Raw genomic sequence first — 17,909 nt, forward strand, 5'->3', positions numbered from 1 at the left:
CTCCTGTTGCGTTTCATCTTCTTTTTCGTGAATTTCAGACAATCTTGCCAAGGAAATCTTAGCATCCTGAAGCTCTCTTACAAACTCAATAAGCTGAGTAATTGGTCCGTTTAAACTTCCAACAATTGAACTTATGGCAAGCATCATACCGAGTGTGATAGAACCATCAATTACTAGTTTTGCCGATAAGAATATGATAAAAATGTTCTTTAACTCATTAATTACAGATGAACCAATGGTTTGGGTTTGTTCTAAAATTAATCCTTTTATCGAAACCCTAAAAAGTCTTGCCTGCACGTATTCCCAACCCCAACGTTTTTGTTTTTCAGCATTATGGAGTTTGATTTCCTGCATTCCATTAATAAGCTCCATAACTTTACTTTGTTCCTGAGAAACTTCGGCAAATCGTTTGTAATCCAGAACTTCTCTTCGTTTTAAGAATAAAGTAATCCATCCGAAGTAGAAAATACTTCCAGCAAAAAACACAAAAAAGATCTGCAAATTAAAATACGCCAAAACGCCCCCCATCACAAACATGTTGATTACAGAAAACAAAACGTTTATTGATGAAGTAGTCAGGATTTTTTCGATTCTGCGGTGATCATTGATACGCTGCATGATATCGCCTGTCATTCGAACATCAAAAAACGAAATAGGCAGATTCATCAGTTTTATAAAGAAATCTGAAATGAGCGAAATATTGATTCTAGTCGAAAGGTGCAGTAATATCCAACTTCTGATAAGTTCTAAACCGGTTCTTCCGGCAAAAAGAAATAATTGCGCGAAGAGGATTAGATAAATAAAATGGATGTTTTGATTCTGAATCCCAATATCAACAATACTCTGGGTTAAAAACGGGAAGATTAATTGCAGCAAACTGCTGGCCAATAACCCGATGCTTAATTGAACCAAAAAGGATTTATATCTTAAAACATATTGCGACAGTAATTTGAATCCCAATCCATTACTATCTTCTTTATCAAATTCTGATTGAAAAAATTTTGGAGAAGCTTCTATCAATAAAGCAATTCCTTCTTCTGTAGTTTCATCGGCATTATTGCCAATCCAGAATTTAATAAAATCCTGTTTGTTGTACTGAATTAATCCAAAGGCCGGATCTGAAATGTAATAAGTGTCTTTTTTTATTTTATAAAGTACCACATAATGATTCTGATTCCAATGTAAAATACATGGCAATGGGGCTTCATCTAATCTATTAGCACTTATTTTTACACCAAGAGTTCTAAAACCAATTTTCTCTGCTGCATCGCTTAAAAAAAGCAAATTGCTTCCCTCACGAGTTGTTTCGCTAAAATCTCTCAACTCCTGAATGTTGATTGTCTTACCGTAATGTTTGGCTATAATTTTTAAACATGTTGGGCCGCAATCTTTAAAATCAGCTTGTTTGTAACTGGTGAATTTTTTCAACTACTTATCTTGTTAATTTTTCAACAATATACTATAAAAATTCTTAAAAAAGAGGCAGAGGAAAAACAATTTCTCTCTGCCTCTTTTAGCTATTTTTTTATCAATTTTAAATTTTCATTTAAAAACTTATTAAAACCTCTCTTTAAAGAGTTTACGCTAAATATTAAATGCAAAGATTTGGATCCTCTCTTCTGCAAGGTCCATTTTCATAAAATTGGCAAGTTCCAACTGGACAAGATCCTCCAGGTGGCGGAACCCACCCTCCATTAATTGATTTTTGTTCATCTTTACTAAGAATCTTAACTCCTGCTAAATTTTTTAAATTTTTCATAATTTGTTTTTTGATTCGTTATTACTTCAATCATTTCAAGACAGTTGAAGCATCTGTCTGTTAAAAAATTATCGTAGTATTTAATTACTATTTTATTCTATGAATATAAAAAAGACATAAGACGGCTTTTTTGTTCAAAATATGAAAATTAGTGATCCAGTAAACAACTTTCCTCAATAACTGATGCACAAGTTTCGCCCTCATCTGGATGTATAATACCCGCAAAAATACCTGTTCCGGGACAATAACAAGCCTCGATTCCGCGGCCACCGGCGCTAATATTTTTCTTCTCATTAACACTTAAAATTTCAACTCCTTCTAAATCTTTCAATTTTTTCATAATGTGTTTTTTTGATTTGTTATTACTTCAATCATTTCAAGACAGTTGAAGCGTCTGTCTGTTAAAAAACTATCGTAGTATTTAATTACTATTTTATTCTATGAAAAAAAAAACAGAAAGAAAATAGTTTTCCTTTCTGTTAGTTATTTAAAAACGTTATTATCAGTAATCCAATTTCTGTAGGACATGGCACTGGCTAACCCTAACCAAATAAAATCAACTCAGTGACCAATTTTCCTAAGAATCCCAACACCAATCATCAATGTGGGGAATTTGCTCAATGTTCCACGATTGAGCGCCTACAAATTAAAAAAAACATGACTAAATTCTAAAAAAGGCTATATTGTAATTACTTCTAAAAAAGTTAAAAATTAGCAACAAAGGCGAACTGAATCGCAAATACCCGGCAAAGTATCTATAGGGCAACTTCCCCCAACCGGTATTAAAACACATCCCGCTTCAATTGCATAAATCCAACATTCAGGAATCCCTCCCTGCATTGTTTTTTGCTCACTTTTTGTTATTCTCTGAGCATTTTCCAGATTTAAAATTTTCTTTAACATTTTATGTTTTTTTAAATGTTATCTATTTCCTCCTCCTAGCAAGCATCTCCAACAATTGAACATTTATTATTCCCTAAGTAAACTGGGTTATAATAAGGGTTATAGTTCAAACAAACCGCTTGACTTGCCGTCCAAGTAACGTTTCCGCAAATTGGCTCAACAGGATAACCACCACCATTAATACTCTTTTTCTCAAAAATGCTTAATTCCTGAGCTCCTTCTAAGTTTAAAATGTTTTTTAACATAACTAATAGATTTAATAGTTGGGGTTATACTTCAATCATTTCAAGACATTTGAAGAGTCTGTCGGTATATTTATTTTATGCTGTTTTTTCAAAAACCTCTACTTCTTCAACAAAATCGTTCAAAAAGTATTTTAACTCGTTTAGTTCATACTCATTTGGAAATAACTTTTCATTTACAATTTTAACCGGTGTATAATTAAAATTATTCTTAGTACACCATTCGTATTGTTTATTTATTTCCTGAGTAATCATCATACTAACAGAATCTACGTGCCATTTTTTCATCCATTTCTTTAGGCTCATCTTTTTAATATGCCAGTCAGAAATGGCTTCAACTGTTTTTCCTGGTGTTGATCTGTTTATTGACAAAAGTCTTTCTACTATGATCTTATATTGATTATCACTGTTTTCGGGATTAATATTAAAAAGTACGTTCAAAAAAATCTTATCCGGAAATTTTAAGACCAAATCAAATGCTTCCTGAAACGTTTTATGACAGTGCCCACAACTAGGACTTATTATTATTGAAAGTTTTACAGCTGCATTTCTGTTTCCAAAATTCAATCCTCTTAAATCTTCAAACCCGTTAGGATTAGGCACTTTTACAGATAAAAAATTCAATAAAGAATAATTTCTTTTAAATTTTTTAAGTTCTTTTAGCGAATTTTCGTTATTCAGAATACTTTTGATCATTGATTTAATAACATACCAAGTTGGTATAAGAAGTATCAATGAAAAGAAAAAAGGAAAAACATTCTCAAAACTAAAACTCAATGTAAATAAATCTGATGAAAACCAAACAATGCTTTGTGAAAAGATCAAAAATGAAACTATCAGACACATTACACACCATTTTTGAATTTCAAATTTTTGAATCCAAATAGAAGAAACAATAACAGGAATCGCCAATAAGCTTAGAAAACCAATAAAGATTGCAGAATTTAAAGGCTGAATCAAAATTGATATGTAGCTCGCGCTAAAAAAGAGTAATGGCAAATCTGAAAAATTAATCCATTTGTTTTGACTTCCCTCGTTTGTATTTAGAACCGCATCACAAGAAGAGTTAGAACTTAAATTGCAAATTTTTGAAATAATACTGTTTTTAAAACCCAGTTTTTCCTGAATTATTAAAACACTAACTACTAATCCTAAAATTGATGTTACTAAAAAAATAAGGCTAAACCAATTATAGGTATTATAAAAAAATGATAATCCAGTTAAAAGCAAAAGAGGTAAAAAATATTTCAACCAATTGTATTCTATTTTTAAATTTTCTCTTGCTACTACATTATTAGGTTCGATAGCTACAATTACTCCATTCCAATCTAAAAGGAATTTTTCATAAGCCATTTTATAGTTTCTTTTTTTCATACTATTAATACGAACGAAATTTTTGGCTTTTTCTACCAATATAAGTTCTTCTTTAAAGTATGCTAAAAAATTTGAAGGCAAATCAACGATCTGCTCTTTTGAAACTCTTACCGCAGCATTCTCTATAGATAGTAAATCAAAAGAATCTGTTATTGCAAATAGACTTGGATAATTAGGATGAGAAAGAAACAGATCCTTAAACTCATTTTTAATTTCCGAGTATCTATTTATTTGGAGAAATTTTTGGACAAGTTTTAACATCTTTTCGATTGTTTTAAATCATAATTACAATACAAATATTGCTGTTTTTATTCAAAAAATAATCCTAAAAGCAGACATTTTATCAATTATACTACATACAATTTATAAATTATATAAGTCATAGTAAACATTACAAATAATTGATAATCAATGTTTTACATTGAAATATTTTTTGTAAAAAGTATCAAAACCCTATTCTCGATTAAGGGTTTTGCTTTTTACCTAGTTTTGATAAAGTAATAACCCTAACACATAAAAACATGGCAAATCAAGCATTAAAACTAGAAGATTTTGGAGCACAAAAGTTATCTAAAAATCAACAAAAAATTGTTCGCGGAGGAGATGGTGAAGCATGTCCACCACCTCAAGAATCAGATCCTGGAAAATCAGGAACTGGAAATAATGGTACATCTTAGACTTGCAAAATTATTTATTAATAAATTAAATATTATTCGCAAACTGAGCCGGAGATACTCCGGTTCGTTTGCGAAATGATTTTGCAAAAGAACCTGCATTTTTAAATCCTACACTTTCTGCAGTTGCCTGTGTAGATTTTTTTCGATATACATCGCAAGTAATCATTTTATTAATCGCATAATTAATTTTCAACTCATTACTATATTCTCCAAATGATTTTCCAAATCGTTTATTGACGACATAAGATAAGTAAGTTGTATTTGTTTTTATTTTTTTGGCAACATAAGCCAATGTAAAGTCGGTATTCAAGTATTCTAAGTTGCTTTCAAGATCCAAAAGCTTTTCGGTTATTTCATTTTCTTTAGCCAAATCAATACTTAAGCTGGTATTTTCAGTTTTTAATTCAACATTCTTATATTCAGGCAATGTTGTTTTGATATTAGAATCGTTTTCCTTTTCAATACTTGCCTTAAGTTCTTGTATTAAAGTGCTCATCTTTTTATTCGCCCTGTTTTTATCTCTGTTACTTTTTACCAATAAAGCAATAATTCCAAGAAACAAAAAAACATAAAAGGCTTTAAGACTGCTATTTAAAAAAAGATCTTTTTTGTAATTACTTTCAGCAGCAACCATTTCCTTGGTCAGATTATCTATTCCTTGTAATCCATTAACTTCTAATCGCTCTTTGTTTAGTTTTTTTTCATACTTTCTTTTTCTATCCAGATAAATTTGGGAATGTTTAAAAGCCTGCTCCGGATTTTTAAGAATAGTATAAATTTTAGACTGATAATAATTAGACTTTAAATAATCTAATTCATTTACATTACTTAAAAGCGCAAGTGAATCTGATTTCTTATAAAAAAAAAGTGCTTTATCATACTTTTTAAGTGTATAATAAACATCTGCTAAATTATAATTAGCAACGCACAAATTATCTTTCTGATTATTCTGTTTGGAAAGAAGTACAACCTCAGAATATACTTTTAAAGCATTTTTATAATCGGTTCTCCAATTATATATATTTCCTAAACTTAATTTTGCTGTAATTTTGTTTACAAGGAAATCATCAGAATAATCAATAGTTTTCTTATAAAAATACTCTGCAGAATCCAATAGGTATCTTCTACTTTTATTTGCCATAAAGTAACTCTCGTAAGTACTCCCCAGCCTAAGATTGATACTGCTTTTTCTATTTAAAAAATCTTCTTTAGGAAACAAATCTTTATTCTGACGAAGGAAATCATTAAGTTCTCTTTCATTTTTAATTGCTAATTTATAATTTCCAACTGCCTCATTAATCAAAGTAATATTAATTTTAAGTCTAACTAACTGATTAAAATCTTTAATTTGCATAGAAAGTTTAATTCCTCGTTGAAATTTTTCAAGTGCAGCTCTAAAATTTCTTCTATTATACTCTGCTCCCCCACCAAAATTCAATATGTAGGACTCCAATTGTATTTTATCCTGTGAATCAGGTACCTGACTGAGATAATAAAGTGCCTTTTTATATTTTTCTACAGACAATTCTGTCTTCCCTTTTATCTGCAATAAACTAGACATCGCTCCATTTGCAAAAGCTAAATGTTTGTTATTGTTCGATTTTTCCATTTGATTGGCATAAATAAGCGCACTATCAACACTTGCATTAAAATTTTGACGAATTTTGTATTTCAAAACCGTATACTCTTCTTCAGACATTACCTTTTTATTTTGGGATAATGAAGTATTGAGAACAGAAAAAAGTAAAAAACAGATAATCAGCCTCATTTAATTTATTGTTGGAATCTTAAAAATAAGTGATTCATTATTCCTAAACTAAATATTACTTGCAAACTGAGCTGGTGACACTCCGGTTCTTTTACGGAATGATTTTGCAAAAGAAACTGCATTTTTGAAACCTACACTCTCTGCAATAGCCTGCGTAGAGTATTTACGATACATATGATTGGTAATCATTTCGTTGATTACATAGTTAATTTTAAGTTCATTAGAGTATTCTCCAAATGACTTGCCAAATCGCTTATTCACAACATAAGACAAATAGGTTGTATTTGTTTTGATTTTTTTTGCTACGTAAGGCAACGTAAAATCGGCATTTAAGTATTCTAATTTGCTTTCCAGAGCCAATAACTTCTCGACTATTTTATTTTCTTTAGCTTCGTCAATACTTAAATTAACATTTTCTTTCTTGTGATGAATCTCTTCCGGTTCAAGCACTAGTTCTTCAACTACTTCCGGTTCAAACTCAGGATTATTTCGCTTCTCTATATTCGCTTTAAATTCTTCGATTAAAGCATTCATTTTTTTATGTGCTTTGTTTTTATCCCTGATGTTTTTTATCAGTAAAAACACAATTACAACAAAAAGAAGCACATAAACAACTTTTAATCCTCTATTCAAAAAAACATCATTTTTATATTTTTTCTCAATAGTAACCATTTCATCTGTTAGATTGCCAACTCCTTGTTTGTAGTTTACCTCTAATGCTTGGTCATTTAATTTTGTTTCAAATTTCTCATAATTATCCAGATAGATTTTAGAATGTTTATAAGCCAGCTCAGGTCTCTTTAATATATTATAAATTTTAGCCTGATAATAATTAGACTTCAAATAATCTATCTCGTTTATGTTTGTTAAAGCGGCAATTGAATCGCATTTTTTAAAAAAAACCAATGCTTTATCATATTTTTTAGTCGAATAATAGATGTCTGCCAAATTATAATTTGCAACACACAATAAATCTTTTTTATCATTTTGTTGTGATAAAAACACTACATCATAATACGTTTTCTCAGCATTTGTATAATCTCCTTTGAAATTGTAAACATTACCTAAACTTAACTTTGAACTAATTTTAGTATAAGGGTTATTTTTAGAATATGTAATTGCTTTTTTGTAAAAATATTCAGCTGAATCCAGCAGGTACTTTTTACCTTTATTCTTCATAAAGTAACTTTCATACGAACTGGCTAAATTGCTGTTTATAGCACTTTTTCTATTTAAAAAATCTTCCTTAGTAAATAAATCTTCATTCTTATCTACAAAACCGTCCAGTTGCCTTATATCTTTAATAGCTAATTGATAATTACCAACCGCTTCATTGATCATCGAGATGTTAATTTTGAATTTTACAATTTGGAGAACATCTCCTATTTCTGCAGAAAGCTTCATTCCTTTCTGGTATTGCTCGATTGCTTCGCTAAAATTTTCTCTTTTCCATTCTATTAGTCCTCCATAATTATATATATAGGATTTTAGTTTGATTTTTTCCTGTGAAGCCGGTACTTTTTCAAGAAAAGCAAGTGCTATTTTATACTTTTCCTTAGATTCTTTTGTTTTTCCCTTTAATTGAAACAAATAAGACATCGCTCCATTTGCAAAAGTTAAATGCTCATAATTCTTTGATTTAGCCATTTGGTAGGCATATACGAATGCACTATCGACATTTGTGTTAGAATTTAGTCGAATTTTATCCTGCAATAGCAAATACTCCTGTTCTGTCAAAGCATCTTTTTGTGCAAATGCGTTATTCAGAACAAAAAAAAGTAAAAAAGAGATGATCAGCCTCATTTAATTTGTTTTTGGAAACTCAAAAATAGCTTATAAATTATCAATAAACTACAATTAATTTGTGTTATTACTATTTTTCTTCTTTTTGTTGTAAAAAAATATAACAATTTAATGGTGTTTTGTTATATTTATATTGCGTAAATTTGTTTTTGCTAAATTATCAAAAAATGAAACCAGATTTATTTCAAGCCCCGGATTATTACAACCTTGACGATTTATTGACAGACGAACACAAATTGGTTCGCGAATCTGCACGTGCATGGGTCAAGAGAGAAGTTTCTCCTATTATAGAAGAATATGCTCAAAAGGCAGAATTCCCAAAACAAATCATAAAAGGACTTGGAGAAATTGGTGGTTTCGGACCTTATATTCCTCATGAATATGGCGGTGCTGGATTGGACCAAATTTCTTACGGTTTAATAATGCAGGAAATTGAAAGAGGAGATTCCGGAGTAAGATCTACTTCATCTGTTCAATCTTCGTTGGTAATGTATCCTATTTGGAAATACGGAAACGAAGAACAACGAATGAAATATTTACCAAAACTGGCAACAGGAGAATTCATGGGTTGTTTTGGTTTGACCGAACCAGATCATGGTTCTGATCCCGGAAGTATGATTACCAATTTTAAAGACATGGGAGATCATTATCTTTTAAACGGTGCCAAAATGTGGATTTCGAATGCACCTTTTGCTGATATTGCTATAGTTTGGGCAAAAGATGAAAATGGAAGAATTCACGGATTAATCGTAGAACGCGGCATGAAAGGTTTTACAACTCCCGAAACACATAATAAATGGTCGCTTCGTGCATCATCAACCGGAGAATTAATTTTTGATAATGTAAAAGTTCCTAAAGAAAATCTATTACCTAACAAATCAGGTTTAGGCGCGCCACTTGGCTGCTTAGATTCGGCACGTTATGGAATTGCATGGGGAGCAATTGGAGCAGCAATGGATTGCTATGATACTGCTTTGCGCTATGCAAAAGAAAGAATTCAGTTTGGGAAACCAATTGCAGGAACTCAATTGCAACAGAAAAAACTTGCAGAAATGATTACCGAAATCACAAAAGCACAATTATTAACCTGGCGTTTAGGTGTTTTGAGAAATGAAGGAAAAGCAACAACATCTCAAATTTCGATGGCCAAACGTAACAATGTCGACATGGCAATTCATATTGCACGTGAAGCCAGACAAATGCTGGGCGGAATGGGAATTACAGGCGAATATTCGATTATGCGCCACATGATGAATCTTGAAAGTGTGATCACTTATGAAGGAACTCACGACATTCATTTGCTAATTACGGGAATGGATGTAACTGGAATTCCAGCATTTAAATAGCGAACAACTATTAAAATATATACAAAAACAATATAAAAAGCTTCTTCTAACCGAGAAGCTTTTTATATTTGCAAAAAAATTACGCAAATGAATATTGAAACTATAAACAATAGCATTCAACCTCAAAAAGAGCAACTTTTACAGCATTCTTTATACAATAAAATTCAAAATATTGACGACTTACATAATTTCCTGGAAACTCACGTTTTTGCAGTTTGGGACTTTATGTCATTATTAAAAGCTTTACAAGCCAAACTTACTTGTACAACAACACCTTGGTTTGCTACAAAAAACCCTGAAACAAGATATTTAATCAACGAAATTGTTCTGGCCGAAGAAACAGATTTAAGTATCGACGGAAGAAGACAAAGCCATTATGAAATGTATCTTGAAGCAATGGTAGATTGTGGCGCTGATACTACCGGAATTAATACTTTTTTATCTGAAGTAAATTCATTGCACAATATTTTTGTTGCCATAAAACAAAGTTCATTACACCCTGATACAAAAGCATTTTTAGATTTTACTTTTAGAGTTATCGAACAAGGAAAACCACACGAAATTGCCGCAGCATTTACTTTTGGAAGAGAAGATTTGATTCCGAGTATGTTTACTGCAATCCTGAAAAACTTTCAAAAAAATCTTCCAGATACTGATTTAAGCAAATTGCTATATTATTTTGAAAGACATATCGAATTAGATGCTGACGAGCACGGACCAATGGCAATGCAAATGATCACCGATTTATGTGAAGATGATGCTCAAAAATGGAAAGAAGTTGAAGAAATTTCAATCCTTGCATTAGAAAAACGAATCGGGCTTTGGAATGCTATTGAAGAAGAAATTGTGATGAAAACAGAAATGGTGTAAAAACCAAAGCAAGTTATTTAACATAACTATTTGTTTAAAATGACCCGAAACTTAATTTACCCAAATTATGAAATCACATTTCAAACAAATAGTTACTATTGTTCTCTCTATATTTCTACTAAGCTGCAGTACTGACGAATCGTCTTCTGAAATACCTCCTCCTGTTACTCCTCCAACAACAGAAGTTCCAACTACACCAATTTCTGGCTCTATAAATTATCTGGCTTTAGGCGATAGTTATACCATTGGGCAAAGTGTTTGCGAAATTTGCCGATATCCGGAACAGCTAAAGGCAGCTTTAAAAACAACTTACCCTGCCACCAACTTTTCATTAAAAGTAATAGCCCAAACAGGCTGGACAACGTCAAACTTAATTTCGGCTATAAATAGTCAAAATCCAGATTCTAATTACGATTTAGTCACGCTTTTAATTGGTGTTAATAATCAATATCAGCACTTGGATTTTTCTGTGTACGAAAAAGAATTTCCACAATTGCTAAACAGAGCGATAGCGCTGGCAAAAGGCGATAATAAAAACGTACTTGTTCTTTCGATTCCTGATTACACTTATACTCCGTTTGCCTCAAATTATACCGACGAAAACCGAATGAAAATTTCAAGCGAAATAAACAGATACAACACTTTTGCTGAGAGTTACTGCATTACCAAAGACGTTAGTTTTATTTCTATTACAGATATTACACAACAAGGCTTAAGCAAACCTTATTTAGTTGCTTCAGATGGTTTACATCCTTCAGAGTCTGCTTATAAACTGTTTGTTGATCGCATTTTTTATAAAGTAAAAATGATTTTGCAGGATTAAGTTTTTATGTTTCTGCACAATCACTCAAAAACAGAGCTTTTACTATAAATTCCCTTTTTATTATCTTTACTGTCAGCAAACTACACAAGAAATGAAAATTGTAGATTTTATTCCAACAGAACAATTAAAACCATTTATCAAGACTTATCGAATTATCGAAAGTCAAGATGAATTGGTTAATCGGGTTTTGCCGGGTACTGCGCTTACGATTGCTTTTCGATGCAAAGGAGATGTCAATTATATTAAAGGAAATAACCATGATAGTTTACCTGTTTCTGCAATTTCGGGTATTCGAAAATCAGCGCGATTAATCAATTATTCCAAAAATACTACTACAGTTGTTGTTCATTTTAAAGAAGTTGGAGCCAAAGCATTTTTTAAAGAACCACTTCATGAATTATTTGAAGAAAGTGTTTCTTTAGACAACTTTTTTCCACAACAGAAAATTGCAATCATAGAAGAACTTTTAGCCGAGGCAAAAACCAATAATCAAAGAATCGCCGTAATCGAACAATTTCTATTATCAAGATTACACGATTACAAACCAGATGAATTAATCTCGACCGCAATTGCCATAATTCAATCTAAAAAAGGCATCATTAAAATAAAAGATCTGGCAGATACGCTATTTATCAGTCAGGATGCTTTCGAGAAAAGATTCCGAAAAACAATTGGTTCATCGCCCAAACAGTTTTGTTATGTGATTAGGATTAAATCGATTATTGATCAAAAACAAAACAATCAAAACCTTATTGAGCTTGCTTTTGATGCGGGATATTTTGACCAATCGCATTTCAACAAAGACTTCAAATTGTTTACAGGACAAACTCCGTCCGAATTTTTTAAATTTCCTTCTTTCTGGTAAATCAATGATTTTTTACAATTTATTGGTTCCTATAATCTTGAATTTTACCTCAACAAAAAATCAAGAATTATGAAAACACATCTTTTAATCGCAATTATTGTTTTGGCATTGTTTAGTTCTAAAACAAATGCGCAATCAGCAACAATTAATTCTCACTTAGAAACCAAAAAATCAGAAAACATGAAACAAATTTTTATCGATAAATTTATCGTTCCGGAAAAATCAAAACAAGAATTTTTAGAAAGAGTAAACATCAACAGAAACTTCATTAAAAACTTAAACGGATTTATAAAAGATGAGGCTTACGAACGTACCGACGAACACGGAAATTTCATTTTTATGACTATTGCCGTTTGGGAAAATGAAGCTGTTTTGAAAAAAGCAAAAGAAGCGGTTCAGTCTTCCTATAAAAAAGAAGGTTTTGATATTGCCGAAATGTTTGCAAGATTAAAAATCACGATGGATAGAAATATTTACAAAGAATCTGCAAAACCATAATCGGAAAAATATACTTAATTTTGTAAAAGCTGGCTTTTTAAGATTCAAACAATGCAAGTTTCACCATCAGAAGAATTATCGCCTTATATCAAACATTATCTTTTTTTAGATAATGCTGCAACTGATGTTCAAAAACTTCGATTGTTTTCTGATGGAAATACTGGCGTTGTATTTTCTTTTAAGAGTAAACTTATCTCTGAGATTAATAATTACAACGTAAAAAATTATCTTCCGAATTCTTTTTTGTACGGACAACTCAATGGTTTTAAAGACATTTATTCTAACGATGAAATCGCTTTAATCATTGTCGTTTTTCAGCCCAACGGGATTCATCAATTGTTAGGAATTCCTGCCAATGAGTTTCTGGATGCTATTGTTTCTATTGATGCTGTATTTGGAAAAAACGGAGAAATTCTACAAGATAAATTATCTGAACAAAGCAATAATCAAACAAGAATTGAACTTTTAAATCAGTTTTTCAGAAATCAGATTTCTAAAAAATCGCAAACAAATCAAGTCATTATAGATAGTTCTTTAGATTTTATAATTTCAAACAAAGGACATTTTTCTATAACACAATTGGTTAAATATACCGGTTATACCGAAAGACATTTGGAAAGAAAATTCAAGGAATCTATTGGGTTAAACCCGAAGAAATTTGGCAACGTTGTAAGACTACATCATTTTTTAAAACTATTAAAAGACAAACCTGCCGATGCAAATATCACAAGCATTTGTTATGATGCCGGATTCTCGGATCAATCACATTTGATAAAAGATTTTAGAAAACATACTGGAATATCTCCAACAGAATATTTGTACAATAGCGGAAAATTAACCAACAATCTTATCAAAACACTTCCTGCTACTTCACTTTAAAATGTCGGTTTTGTACAATTTATAGGTTTTTCCAAATGCTACTTTTGATTCCAATTAATAGCTTCAAAAAATGGAAAATCTAAAAATAGCCACCGCTCAGTTTGAGAATAAAAGTGGCGATAAAAAGTACAATTTGTCTGTGATCGAAACGCTTTCGCAAAAGGCTGCCAGTGAAGGTTGTGACGTGATTTCGTTTCATGAATGTTCGATTACCGGATATACATTTGCAAGGCATTTATCGAAAGAACAAATGTTGGATTTGGCAGAAGTTATTCCGACTGGAGAAAGTATTCTAAAACTTATCGAAATTGCCAAAAACAATGATATCGTAATTCTCGCCGGTCTTTTTGAAAAGGATCAAAACGACAATCTTTTCAAAGCTTATGTTTGTGTCGACAAAAATGGTTTGGTTGCAAAATATCGAAAACTTCATCCCTTCATAAACCTATACTTAACTCCCGGAGATCAATATTGCATCTTTGAAATTAAAGGTTGGAAATGCGGAATCCTAATTTGCTACGACAACAATATTATCGAAAATGTCAGAGCAACAACACTTCTGGGTGCTAATGTTATTTTTATGCCACACGTTACTATGTGTACACCTTCGACCCGACCTGGTGCTGGTTTTGTTGCACCTCAGCTTTGGGAAAATCGCGAAGCTGATCCAACTTCTTTAAGATTAGAATTTGACGGAATGAAAGGTCGTGACTGGTTAATGAAATGGTTGCCTGCAAGAGCTTATGACAACGCAATTTATGCCGTTTTCTCCAACCCGATTGGTATGGACGACGATCAATTAAAAAATGGCTGTTCGATGATTATTGATCCTTTTGGAGATATTTTGGCCGAATGCCGATCTTTTGATGACTCTTTTGCAACAGCAATAATTACTCCTGAAAAATGTATTCAGGCGGGAGGAAATCGCTATATAAAAGCTAGAAGGCCAGAATTATACCGGGATATTATTGGTCAAAACCACCAATCAGAACAAAATGTGGTTTGGTTAAATTCTGATGAAAAAAGTTAAAAGTATTACAATTCATCCCGTTTTAAGCCTCTGAAAATTTATCTTTACAGGATTGATTAATCTACAGAATACATCTCAATAATGGAATTTTTTAAAACTACAAATGAAGATATCGATGCTGTTTTCGATATTTATAATGAAGCAACATCATATCAAAAAACGGTCAACAATAAAAGCTGGAGAGGTTTTGAAAGAGCTCTTATAGAAACCGAAATTGCCGAAAATCGTCATTTTATAATCAAAGAAGGAGATGAGGTTGCCTGTACATTTGTACTTACTTTTAATGATTTAATTATCTGGAAAGAAGCCAGTGCAGATCCTGCTATTTATTTGCATCGTATTGCGACAAATCCAAAATTCAGAGGACAATCGTACGTAAAAAAAATCATTGAATGGGTTAAAATTTACGCGAAAGAAAACGGGAAATCATACATTAGACTTGACACACATAGCGGAAACGAAAGAATAAACAAATACTACACAAGTTGTGGTTTTGATTATAAAGGCATTAGCGTAATCGAATGGACAAATGAATTGCCGGAGCATTATAAAGAAGGTTCTTTTAGTTTGTTTGAGATTAAACTTTAGGTTTAGTTTGATTCTGAAAAGACAAAACCCTTATGAAAGAACTTCATAAGGGTTTTTTAATTCCGCAGAGAGGAAGGGATTCGAACCCTCGATACAGTTGCCCATATACTAGCTTTCCAGGCTAGCTCCTTAAACCACTCGGACACCTCTCTAAATTGGTTTGCAAATAACACAAAAAAAAATGAGTTAGAAAAACAAAATCGGACATTACTTTACATACTTTTTCTAAATTCTTCCATAAATAGTTTTACTGCCTTTTTTTGATACGCACCTTCAATCGTTAACATAAATGATTCTCTTTGTGTAGGAACTCCTGTAATGGCTATTGCTTTTAAATTATCCCAGCCTTTTAAGGCTTTTTCGGTTACAATTGTCACCCAGTCGCTTTCTTCAACCAATTGCAAAAGCGCATGAACAGCATTTAATTCGATCGAAACTTTTGGTTTCATATTGTTTTTTAAGAACAATTCATCTAAAAATTCTCTTGAACTAAACCCTCTTACAGGCAAAATAAGCGGATGATCTCCAATTTTTCTAAAAGAAATTTTATCTAAAACGGCTAACGGATGTGTTTTTGCAACTGCCATCACCAGATTTGAAGTAAATAATGGAATTTTCTGAATGGTTTCTTTTATTTCTTTAGAAGAGATTACCAAAACCAAGTCTAATTCGTTGTTCAATAATTTATGCTCTAAAGGTTCTGTTGAGCCATATTCGACGACGATTTTTAGATTCGGATATCTTTTTGCAAACAAATTGACAATTGGCAAAACCAAAAGTCCAAAAATATAAGTTACACCAATTCGCAATTCTCCACCAATCATTTCGTTCAAATCCTCAATGGCTTGTTTCCCACTCTGAACATTTTCGATGACTTGTTTGGCGTGAATCAGGAAAACGGAACCAGCTTCTGTAAGCTGAACTTTCTTTCCAATCCTAATAAACAAAGGCATTCCGAGTTCTTCTTCCAGTTTTTTTATTTGTTGTGACAACCCTGATTGGGTTACAAAACACAATTCGGCAGCTTTTGTAAAATGAAGTACTTCAGCTGTTTTTATAAAATATTCTAATTGGTAAATTTCCATATCGATAAGTTTTACTACTTATTATCAGTAAAATTATTAATTTTTCTAATGAAATCATAATCCCGAACTTTGTAAAAAAATATCAGGCATCATGTTTAAAGCGTTAAAATCAAAAAACTTCAAATTGTTCTTTTACGGGCAATCTGTTTCTGTAGTTGGAACATGGCTTCAAAAAACTGCCGTAAGTTGGATGGTTTACAGCGTTACGGGATCTGTTTTTTTACTTGGGTTAACCACATTTTTAAGTATGATTCCGTCTTTATTTCTGGCACCGTTAGCCGGAAGTATTATTGGACGTTATGACAGACACAAAGCCATGATTTTATTACAATCGTTGGCGATGTTTCAGGCTGGTGCTTTGGCTTTACTGATCTACTTAAAAATATACAATATCAATTTTATTCTTGCTCTAAGTCTTTTTCAGGGAATCATAAATTCTTTTGATATGACTTGTCGTCAAACTATGATGATTGATATTGTCGATAATAAAGATGATTTGCCAAATGCCGTTGCCTTAAACTCAACCTTAAACAATTTTGCCCGAATTGCAGGTCCTGCTCTGGCCGGAATTATTCTGCACAACTATGGTGAAGACATTTGTTTCATTGGAAACTTCTTGAGTTATATTCCGGTTTTGATTTCTTTATTGATGATGAAAATTACGCCGCACATTAAAGCAACCGATAAAATGAAAATGCTAGACGATTTTCTTGAAGGCTTGGATTATGTGAAAAAAGAAACCGAAATGGCCAAAATGCTCTTAATGCTTATGTGCAGTAGTTTATTCGTTATTTCTTTTAATACTTTAATGCCGGTTTTTGCCAAAGATATCTTTAGCGGAAACGCACAGACTTTTAGCTGGTTTGAAAGTGCTGCGGGAATTGGTTCAATTTTATCCGCTATTTATTTGGCCAATCTTAAAAAAGCCGATAATATGGGCAAAATAATGATCGCTGCGAGTTTATTATTAGGCTTTAGCATTATTATACTTGCTTATTCAAATAGTTTAACTGTAGCGCTTATTTGTATGGCTCTGAGTGGTCTGGGAATGATGGCGCAAACTTCATCTATAAACATTTACGTTCAAACGCAAAGTACTGTAAAGATGCGATCCAGAAGTATTAGTTATTATTTAATGGCATATCAGGGAATGATTCCCGTGGGAAGTTTGATTATCGGATACGTTTCACACATTATAGGAACTAGAGAAACGGTAGCAATTCAAGGTGTTATCTGTATTATTTCGGTAATTGTCTATGTCTATTACAAAAACCGCAGTTCTGAAGAGGAAATGGGAACTTGTCAGGTTCGTTATAAAGATTAAGAAAAATTAAAATTCCAATCTAGAAAGGAAATTCCAATCTTTTAAATTCCAAATTCCAATTATCTATCAATGATC

19 protein-coding genes and 1 tRNA gene are annotated in these 17,909 nt (G+C 31.9%); 10 read left to right on the forward strand and 10 right to left on the reverse strand.

Going from position 1 to position 17,909, the window contains the following annotated elements; genetic code table 11:
• The 6 genes from LPB88_RS23345 to LPB88_RS23370 form a co-directional block, all read right to left on the reverse strand.
• Nucleotides 1-1,428, reverse strand: a 1,428-nt coding sequence (locus tag LPB88_RS23345; protein WP_230718146.1) for a cysteine peptidase family C39 domain-containing protein, incomplete at its 3' end; no start/stop codon positions are given.
• A gap of 163 nt (nt 1,429-1,591) precedes the next feature.
• Complete coding sequence (locus LPB88_RS23350) at nt 1,592-1,759, reverse strand: hypothetical protein (RefSeq protein WP_230718148.1); 168 nt, start codon at nt 1,757-1,759, stop codon at nt 1,592-1,594.
• A 148-nt stretch (nt 1,760-1,907) separates the two neighbouring features.
• The gene (locus LPB88_RS23355; RefSeq protein ID WP_230718149.1) at nt 1,908-2,099 is read right to left on the reverse strand and encodes a hypothetical protein; all 192 of its coding nucleotides are present in this window, start codon (nt 2,097-2,099) and stop codon (nt 1,908-1,910) included.
• 371 nt (nt 2,100-2,470) lie between these two features.
• Nucleotides 2,471-2,662, reverse strand: a complete 192-nt coding sequence (locus LPB88_RS23360; RefSeq protein WP_230718151.1) for a hypothetical protein — start codon at nt 2,660-2,662, stop codon at nt 2,471-2,473.
• Nucleotides 2,663-2,697: 35 nt separating this feature from the next.
• Nucleotides 2,698-2,907, reverse strand: a complete 210-nt coding sequence (locus tag LPB88_RS23365; protein ID WP_230718153.1) for a hypothetical protein — start codon at nt 2,905-2,907, stop codon at nt 2,698-2,700.
• 75 nt (nt 2,908-2,982) lie between these two features.
• Complete coding sequence (locus LPB88_RS23370) at nt 2,983-4,539, reverse strand: vitamin K epoxide reductase family protein (RefSeq protein WP_230718155.1); 1,557 nt, start codon at nt 4,537-4,539, stop codon at nt 2,983-2,985.
• Nucleotides 4,540-4,799: 260 nt separating this feature from the next.
• Here LPB88_RS23370 and LPB88_RS23375 point away from each other — a divergent pair, with 260 nt between their 5' ends.
• A complete protein-coding gene (locus LPB88_RS23375; protein ID WP_230718156.1) occupies nt 4,800-4,955 on the forward strand; it encodes an rSAM-modified peptide in 156 nt (51 codons plus the stop codon).
• A gap of 25 nt (nt 4,956-4,980) precedes the next feature.
• Here the strand turns inward: LPB88_RS23375 and LPB88_RS23380 are convergent, their stop codons facing one another.
• Nucleotides 4,981-6,654, reverse strand: coding sequence for an AraC family transcriptional regulator (locus LPB88_RS23380; protein WP_230718158.1), 1,674 nt, complete (start codon nt 6,652-6,654; stop codon nt 4,981-4,983).
• Between the two features lie 117 nt (nt 6,655-6,771).
• Nucleotides 6,772-8,526, reverse strand: coding sequence for a helix-turn-helix domain-containing protein (locus LPB88_RS23385; RefSeq protein ID WP_230718160.1), 1,755 nt, complete (start codon nt 8,524-8,526; stop codon nt 6,772-6,774).
• A 167-nt stretch (nt 8,527-8,693) separates the two neighbouring features.
• Here LPB88_RS23385 and LPB88_RS23390 point away from each other — a divergent pair, with 167 nt between their 5' ends.
• The 8 genes from LPB88_RS23390 (at nt 8,694) to LPB88_RS23425 (ending at nt 15,425) form a co-directional block, all read left to right on the forward strand.
• The gene (locus LPB88_RS23390; RefSeq protein WP_230718162.1) at nt 8,694-9,872 is read left to right on the forward strand and encodes an acyl-CoA dehydrogenase family protein; all 1,179 of its coding nucleotides are present in this window, start codon (nt 8,694-8,696) and stop codon (nt 9,870-9,872) included.
• Nucleotides 9,873-9,959: 87 nt separating this feature from the next.
• On the forward strand, nt 9,960-10,742 hold the full coding sequence (locus LPB88_RS23395) for a DUF3050 domain-containing protein (RefSeq protein ID WP_230718164.1): 783 nt from the start codon (nt 9,960-9,962) through the stop codon (nt 10,740-10,742).
• Nucleotides 10,743-10,809: 67 nt separating this feature from the next.
• Nucleotides 10,810-11,565 carry an SGNH/GDSL hydrolase family protein gene (locus LPB88_RS23400; protein WP_230718166.1) on the forward strand — a complete coding sequence of 252 codons (756 nt, stop codon included), beginning with the start codon at nt 10,810-10,812 and terminating at the stop codon, nt 11,563-11,565.
• A 91-nt stretch (nt 11,566-11,656) separates the two neighbouring features.
• Nucleotides 11,657-12,430: a helix-turn-helix transcriptional regulator gene (locus LPB88_RS23405; RefSeq protein WP_230718168.1), complete on the forward strand. Its 774-nt coding sequence runs from the start codon at nt 11,657-11,659 to the stop codon at nt 12,428-12,430.
• Nucleotides 12,431-12,499: 69 nt separating this feature from the next.
• Nucleotides 12,500-12,928 (forward strand): antibiotic biosynthesis monooxygenase, encoded by a 429-nt coding sequence (locus LPB88_RS23410; protein ID WP_230718170.1) that lies wholly within the window; start codon nt 12,500-12,502, stop codon nt 12,926-12,928.
• A 51-nt stretch (nt 12,929-12,979) separates the two neighbouring features.
• Nucleotides 12,980-13,807, forward strand: coding sequence for a helix-turn-helix domain-containing protein (locus LPB88_RS23415; RefSeq protein WP_230718172.1), 828 nt, complete (start codon nt 12,980-12,982; stop codon nt 13,805-13,807).
• Between the two features lie 70 nt (nt 13,808-13,877).
• On the forward strand, nt 13,878-14,837 hold the full coding sequence (locus LPB88_RS23420) for a nitrilase family protein (RefSeq protein WP_230718174.1): 960 nt from the start codon (nt 13,878-13,880) through the stop codon (nt 14,835-14,837).
• An 81-nt stretch (nt 14,838-14,918) separates the two neighbouring features.
• Nucleotides 14,919-15,425, forward strand: a complete 507-nt coding sequence (locus LPB88_RS23425; protein WP_230718177.1) for a GNAT family N-acetyltransferase — start codon at nt 14,919-14,921, stop codon at nt 15,423-15,425.
• A 65-nt stretch (nt 15,426-15,490) separates the two neighbouring features.
• On the opposite strand, the gene LPB88_RS23430 is transcribed toward LPB88_RS23425, so the two are convergent.
• Nucleotides 15,491-15,577: transfer RNA gene (locus LPB88_RS23430), tRNA-Ser, on the reverse strand.
• A 60-nt stretch (nt 15,578-15,637) separates the two neighbouring features.
• Nucleotides 15,638-16,510 carry a LysR substrate-binding domain-containing protein gene (locus LPB88_RS23435; protein WP_230718179.1) on the reverse strand — a complete coding sequence of 291 codons (873 nt, stop codon included), beginning with the start codon at nt 16,508-16,510 and terminating at the stop codon, nt 15,638-15,640.
• A gap of 91 nt (nt 16,511-16,601) precedes the next feature.
• On the opposite strand from LPB88_RS23435, the gene LPB88_RS23440 reads away from it, so the two are divergent.
• A complete protein-coding gene (locus LPB88_RS23440; protein ID WP_230718181.1) occupies nt 16,602-17,834 on the forward strand; it encodes an MFS transporter in 1,233 nt (410 codons plus the stop codon).
• Nucleotides 17,835-17,909 lie beyond the last annotated feature (75 nt).

The organism is Flavobacterium sp. JAS (genome assembly GCF_020991455.1).
GTDB lineage: Bacteria > Bacteroidota > Bacteroidia > Flavobacteriales > Flavobacteriaceae > Flavobacterium.

What these genes read in the sequence shown, in the direction of transcription:
- LPB88_RS23435 (WP_230718179.1), bottom strand. Translation starts at nt 16,510, where the DNA reads ATGGAAATTTACCAATTAGAATATTTTATAAAAACAGCTGAAGTACTT.
- LPB88_RS23355 (WP_230718149.1), bottom strand. Translation starts at nt 2,099, where the DNA reads ATGAAAAAATTGAAAGATTTAGAAGGAGTTGAAATTTTAAGTGTTAAT.
- LPB88_RS23390 (WP_230718162.1), top strand. Translation starts at nt 8,694, where the DNA reads ATGAAACCAGATTTATTTCAAGCCCCGGATTATTACAACCTTGACGAT.
- LPB88_RS23420 (WP_230718174.1), top strand. Translation starts at nt 13,878, where the DNA reads ATGGAAAATCTAAAAATAGCCACCGCTCAGTTTGAGAATAAAAGTGGC.
- LPB88_RS23410 (WP_230718170.1), top strand. Translation starts at nt 12,500, where the DNA reads ATGAAAACACATCTTTTAATCGCAATTATTGTTTTGGCATTGTTTAGT.
- LPB88_RS23415 (WP_230718172.1), top strand. Translation starts at nt 12,980, where the DNA reads ATGCAAGTTTCACCATCAGAAGAATTATCGCCTTATATCAAACATTAT.
- LPB88_RS23425 (WP_230718177.1), top strand. Translation starts at nt 14,919, where the DNA reads ATGGAATTTTTTAAAACTACAAATGAAGATATCGATGCTGTTTTCGAT.
- LPB88_RS23370 (WP_230718155.1), bottom strand. Translation starts at nt 4,539, where the DNA reads ATGTTAAAACTTGTCCAAAAATTTCTCCAAATAAATAGATACTCGGAA.
- LPB88_RS23350 (WP_230718148.1), bottom strand. Translation starts at nt 1,759, where the DNA reads ATGAAAAATTTAAAAAATTTAGCAGGAGTTAAGATTCTTAGTAAAGAT.
- LPB88_RS23405 (WP_230718168.1), top strand. Translation starts at nt 11,657, where the DNA reads ATGAAAATTGTAGATTTTATTCCAACAGAACAATTAAAACCATTTATC.
- LPB88_RS23380 (WP_230718158.1), bottom strand. Translation starts at nt 6,654, where the DNA reads ATGTCTGAAGAAGAGTATACGGTTTTGAAATACAAAATTCGTCAAAAT.
- LPB88_RS23375 (WP_230718156.1), top strand. Translation starts at nt 4,800, where the DNA reads ATGGCAAATCAAGCATTAAAACTAGAAGATTTTGGAGCACAAAAGTTA.
- LPB88_RS23360 (WP_230718151.1), bottom strand. Translation starts at nt 2,662, where the DNA reads ATGTTAAAGAAAATTTTAAATCTGGAAAATGCTCAGAGAATAACAAAA.
- LPB88_RS23365 (WP_230718153.1), bottom strand. Translation starts at nt 2,907, where the DNA reads ATGTTAAAAAACATTTTAAACTTAGAAGGAGCTCAGGAATTAAGCATT.
- LPB88_RS23400 (WP_230718166.1), top strand. Translation starts at nt 10,810, where the DNA reads ATGAAATCACATTTCAAACAAATAGTTACTATTGTTCTCTCTATATTT.
- LPB88_RS23440 (WP_230718181.1), top strand. Translation starts at nt 16,602, where the DNA reads ATGTTTAAAGCGTTAAAATCAAAAAACTTCAAATTGTTCTTTTACGGG.
- LPB88_RS23395 (WP_230718164.1), top strand. Translation starts at nt 9,960, where the DNA reads ATGAATATTGAAACTATAAACAATAGCATTCAACCTCAAAAAGAGCAA.
- LPB88_RS23385 (WP_230718160.1), bottom strand. Translation starts at nt 8,526, where the DNA reads ATGAGGCTGATCATCTCTTTTTTACTTTTTTTTGTTCTGAATAACGCA.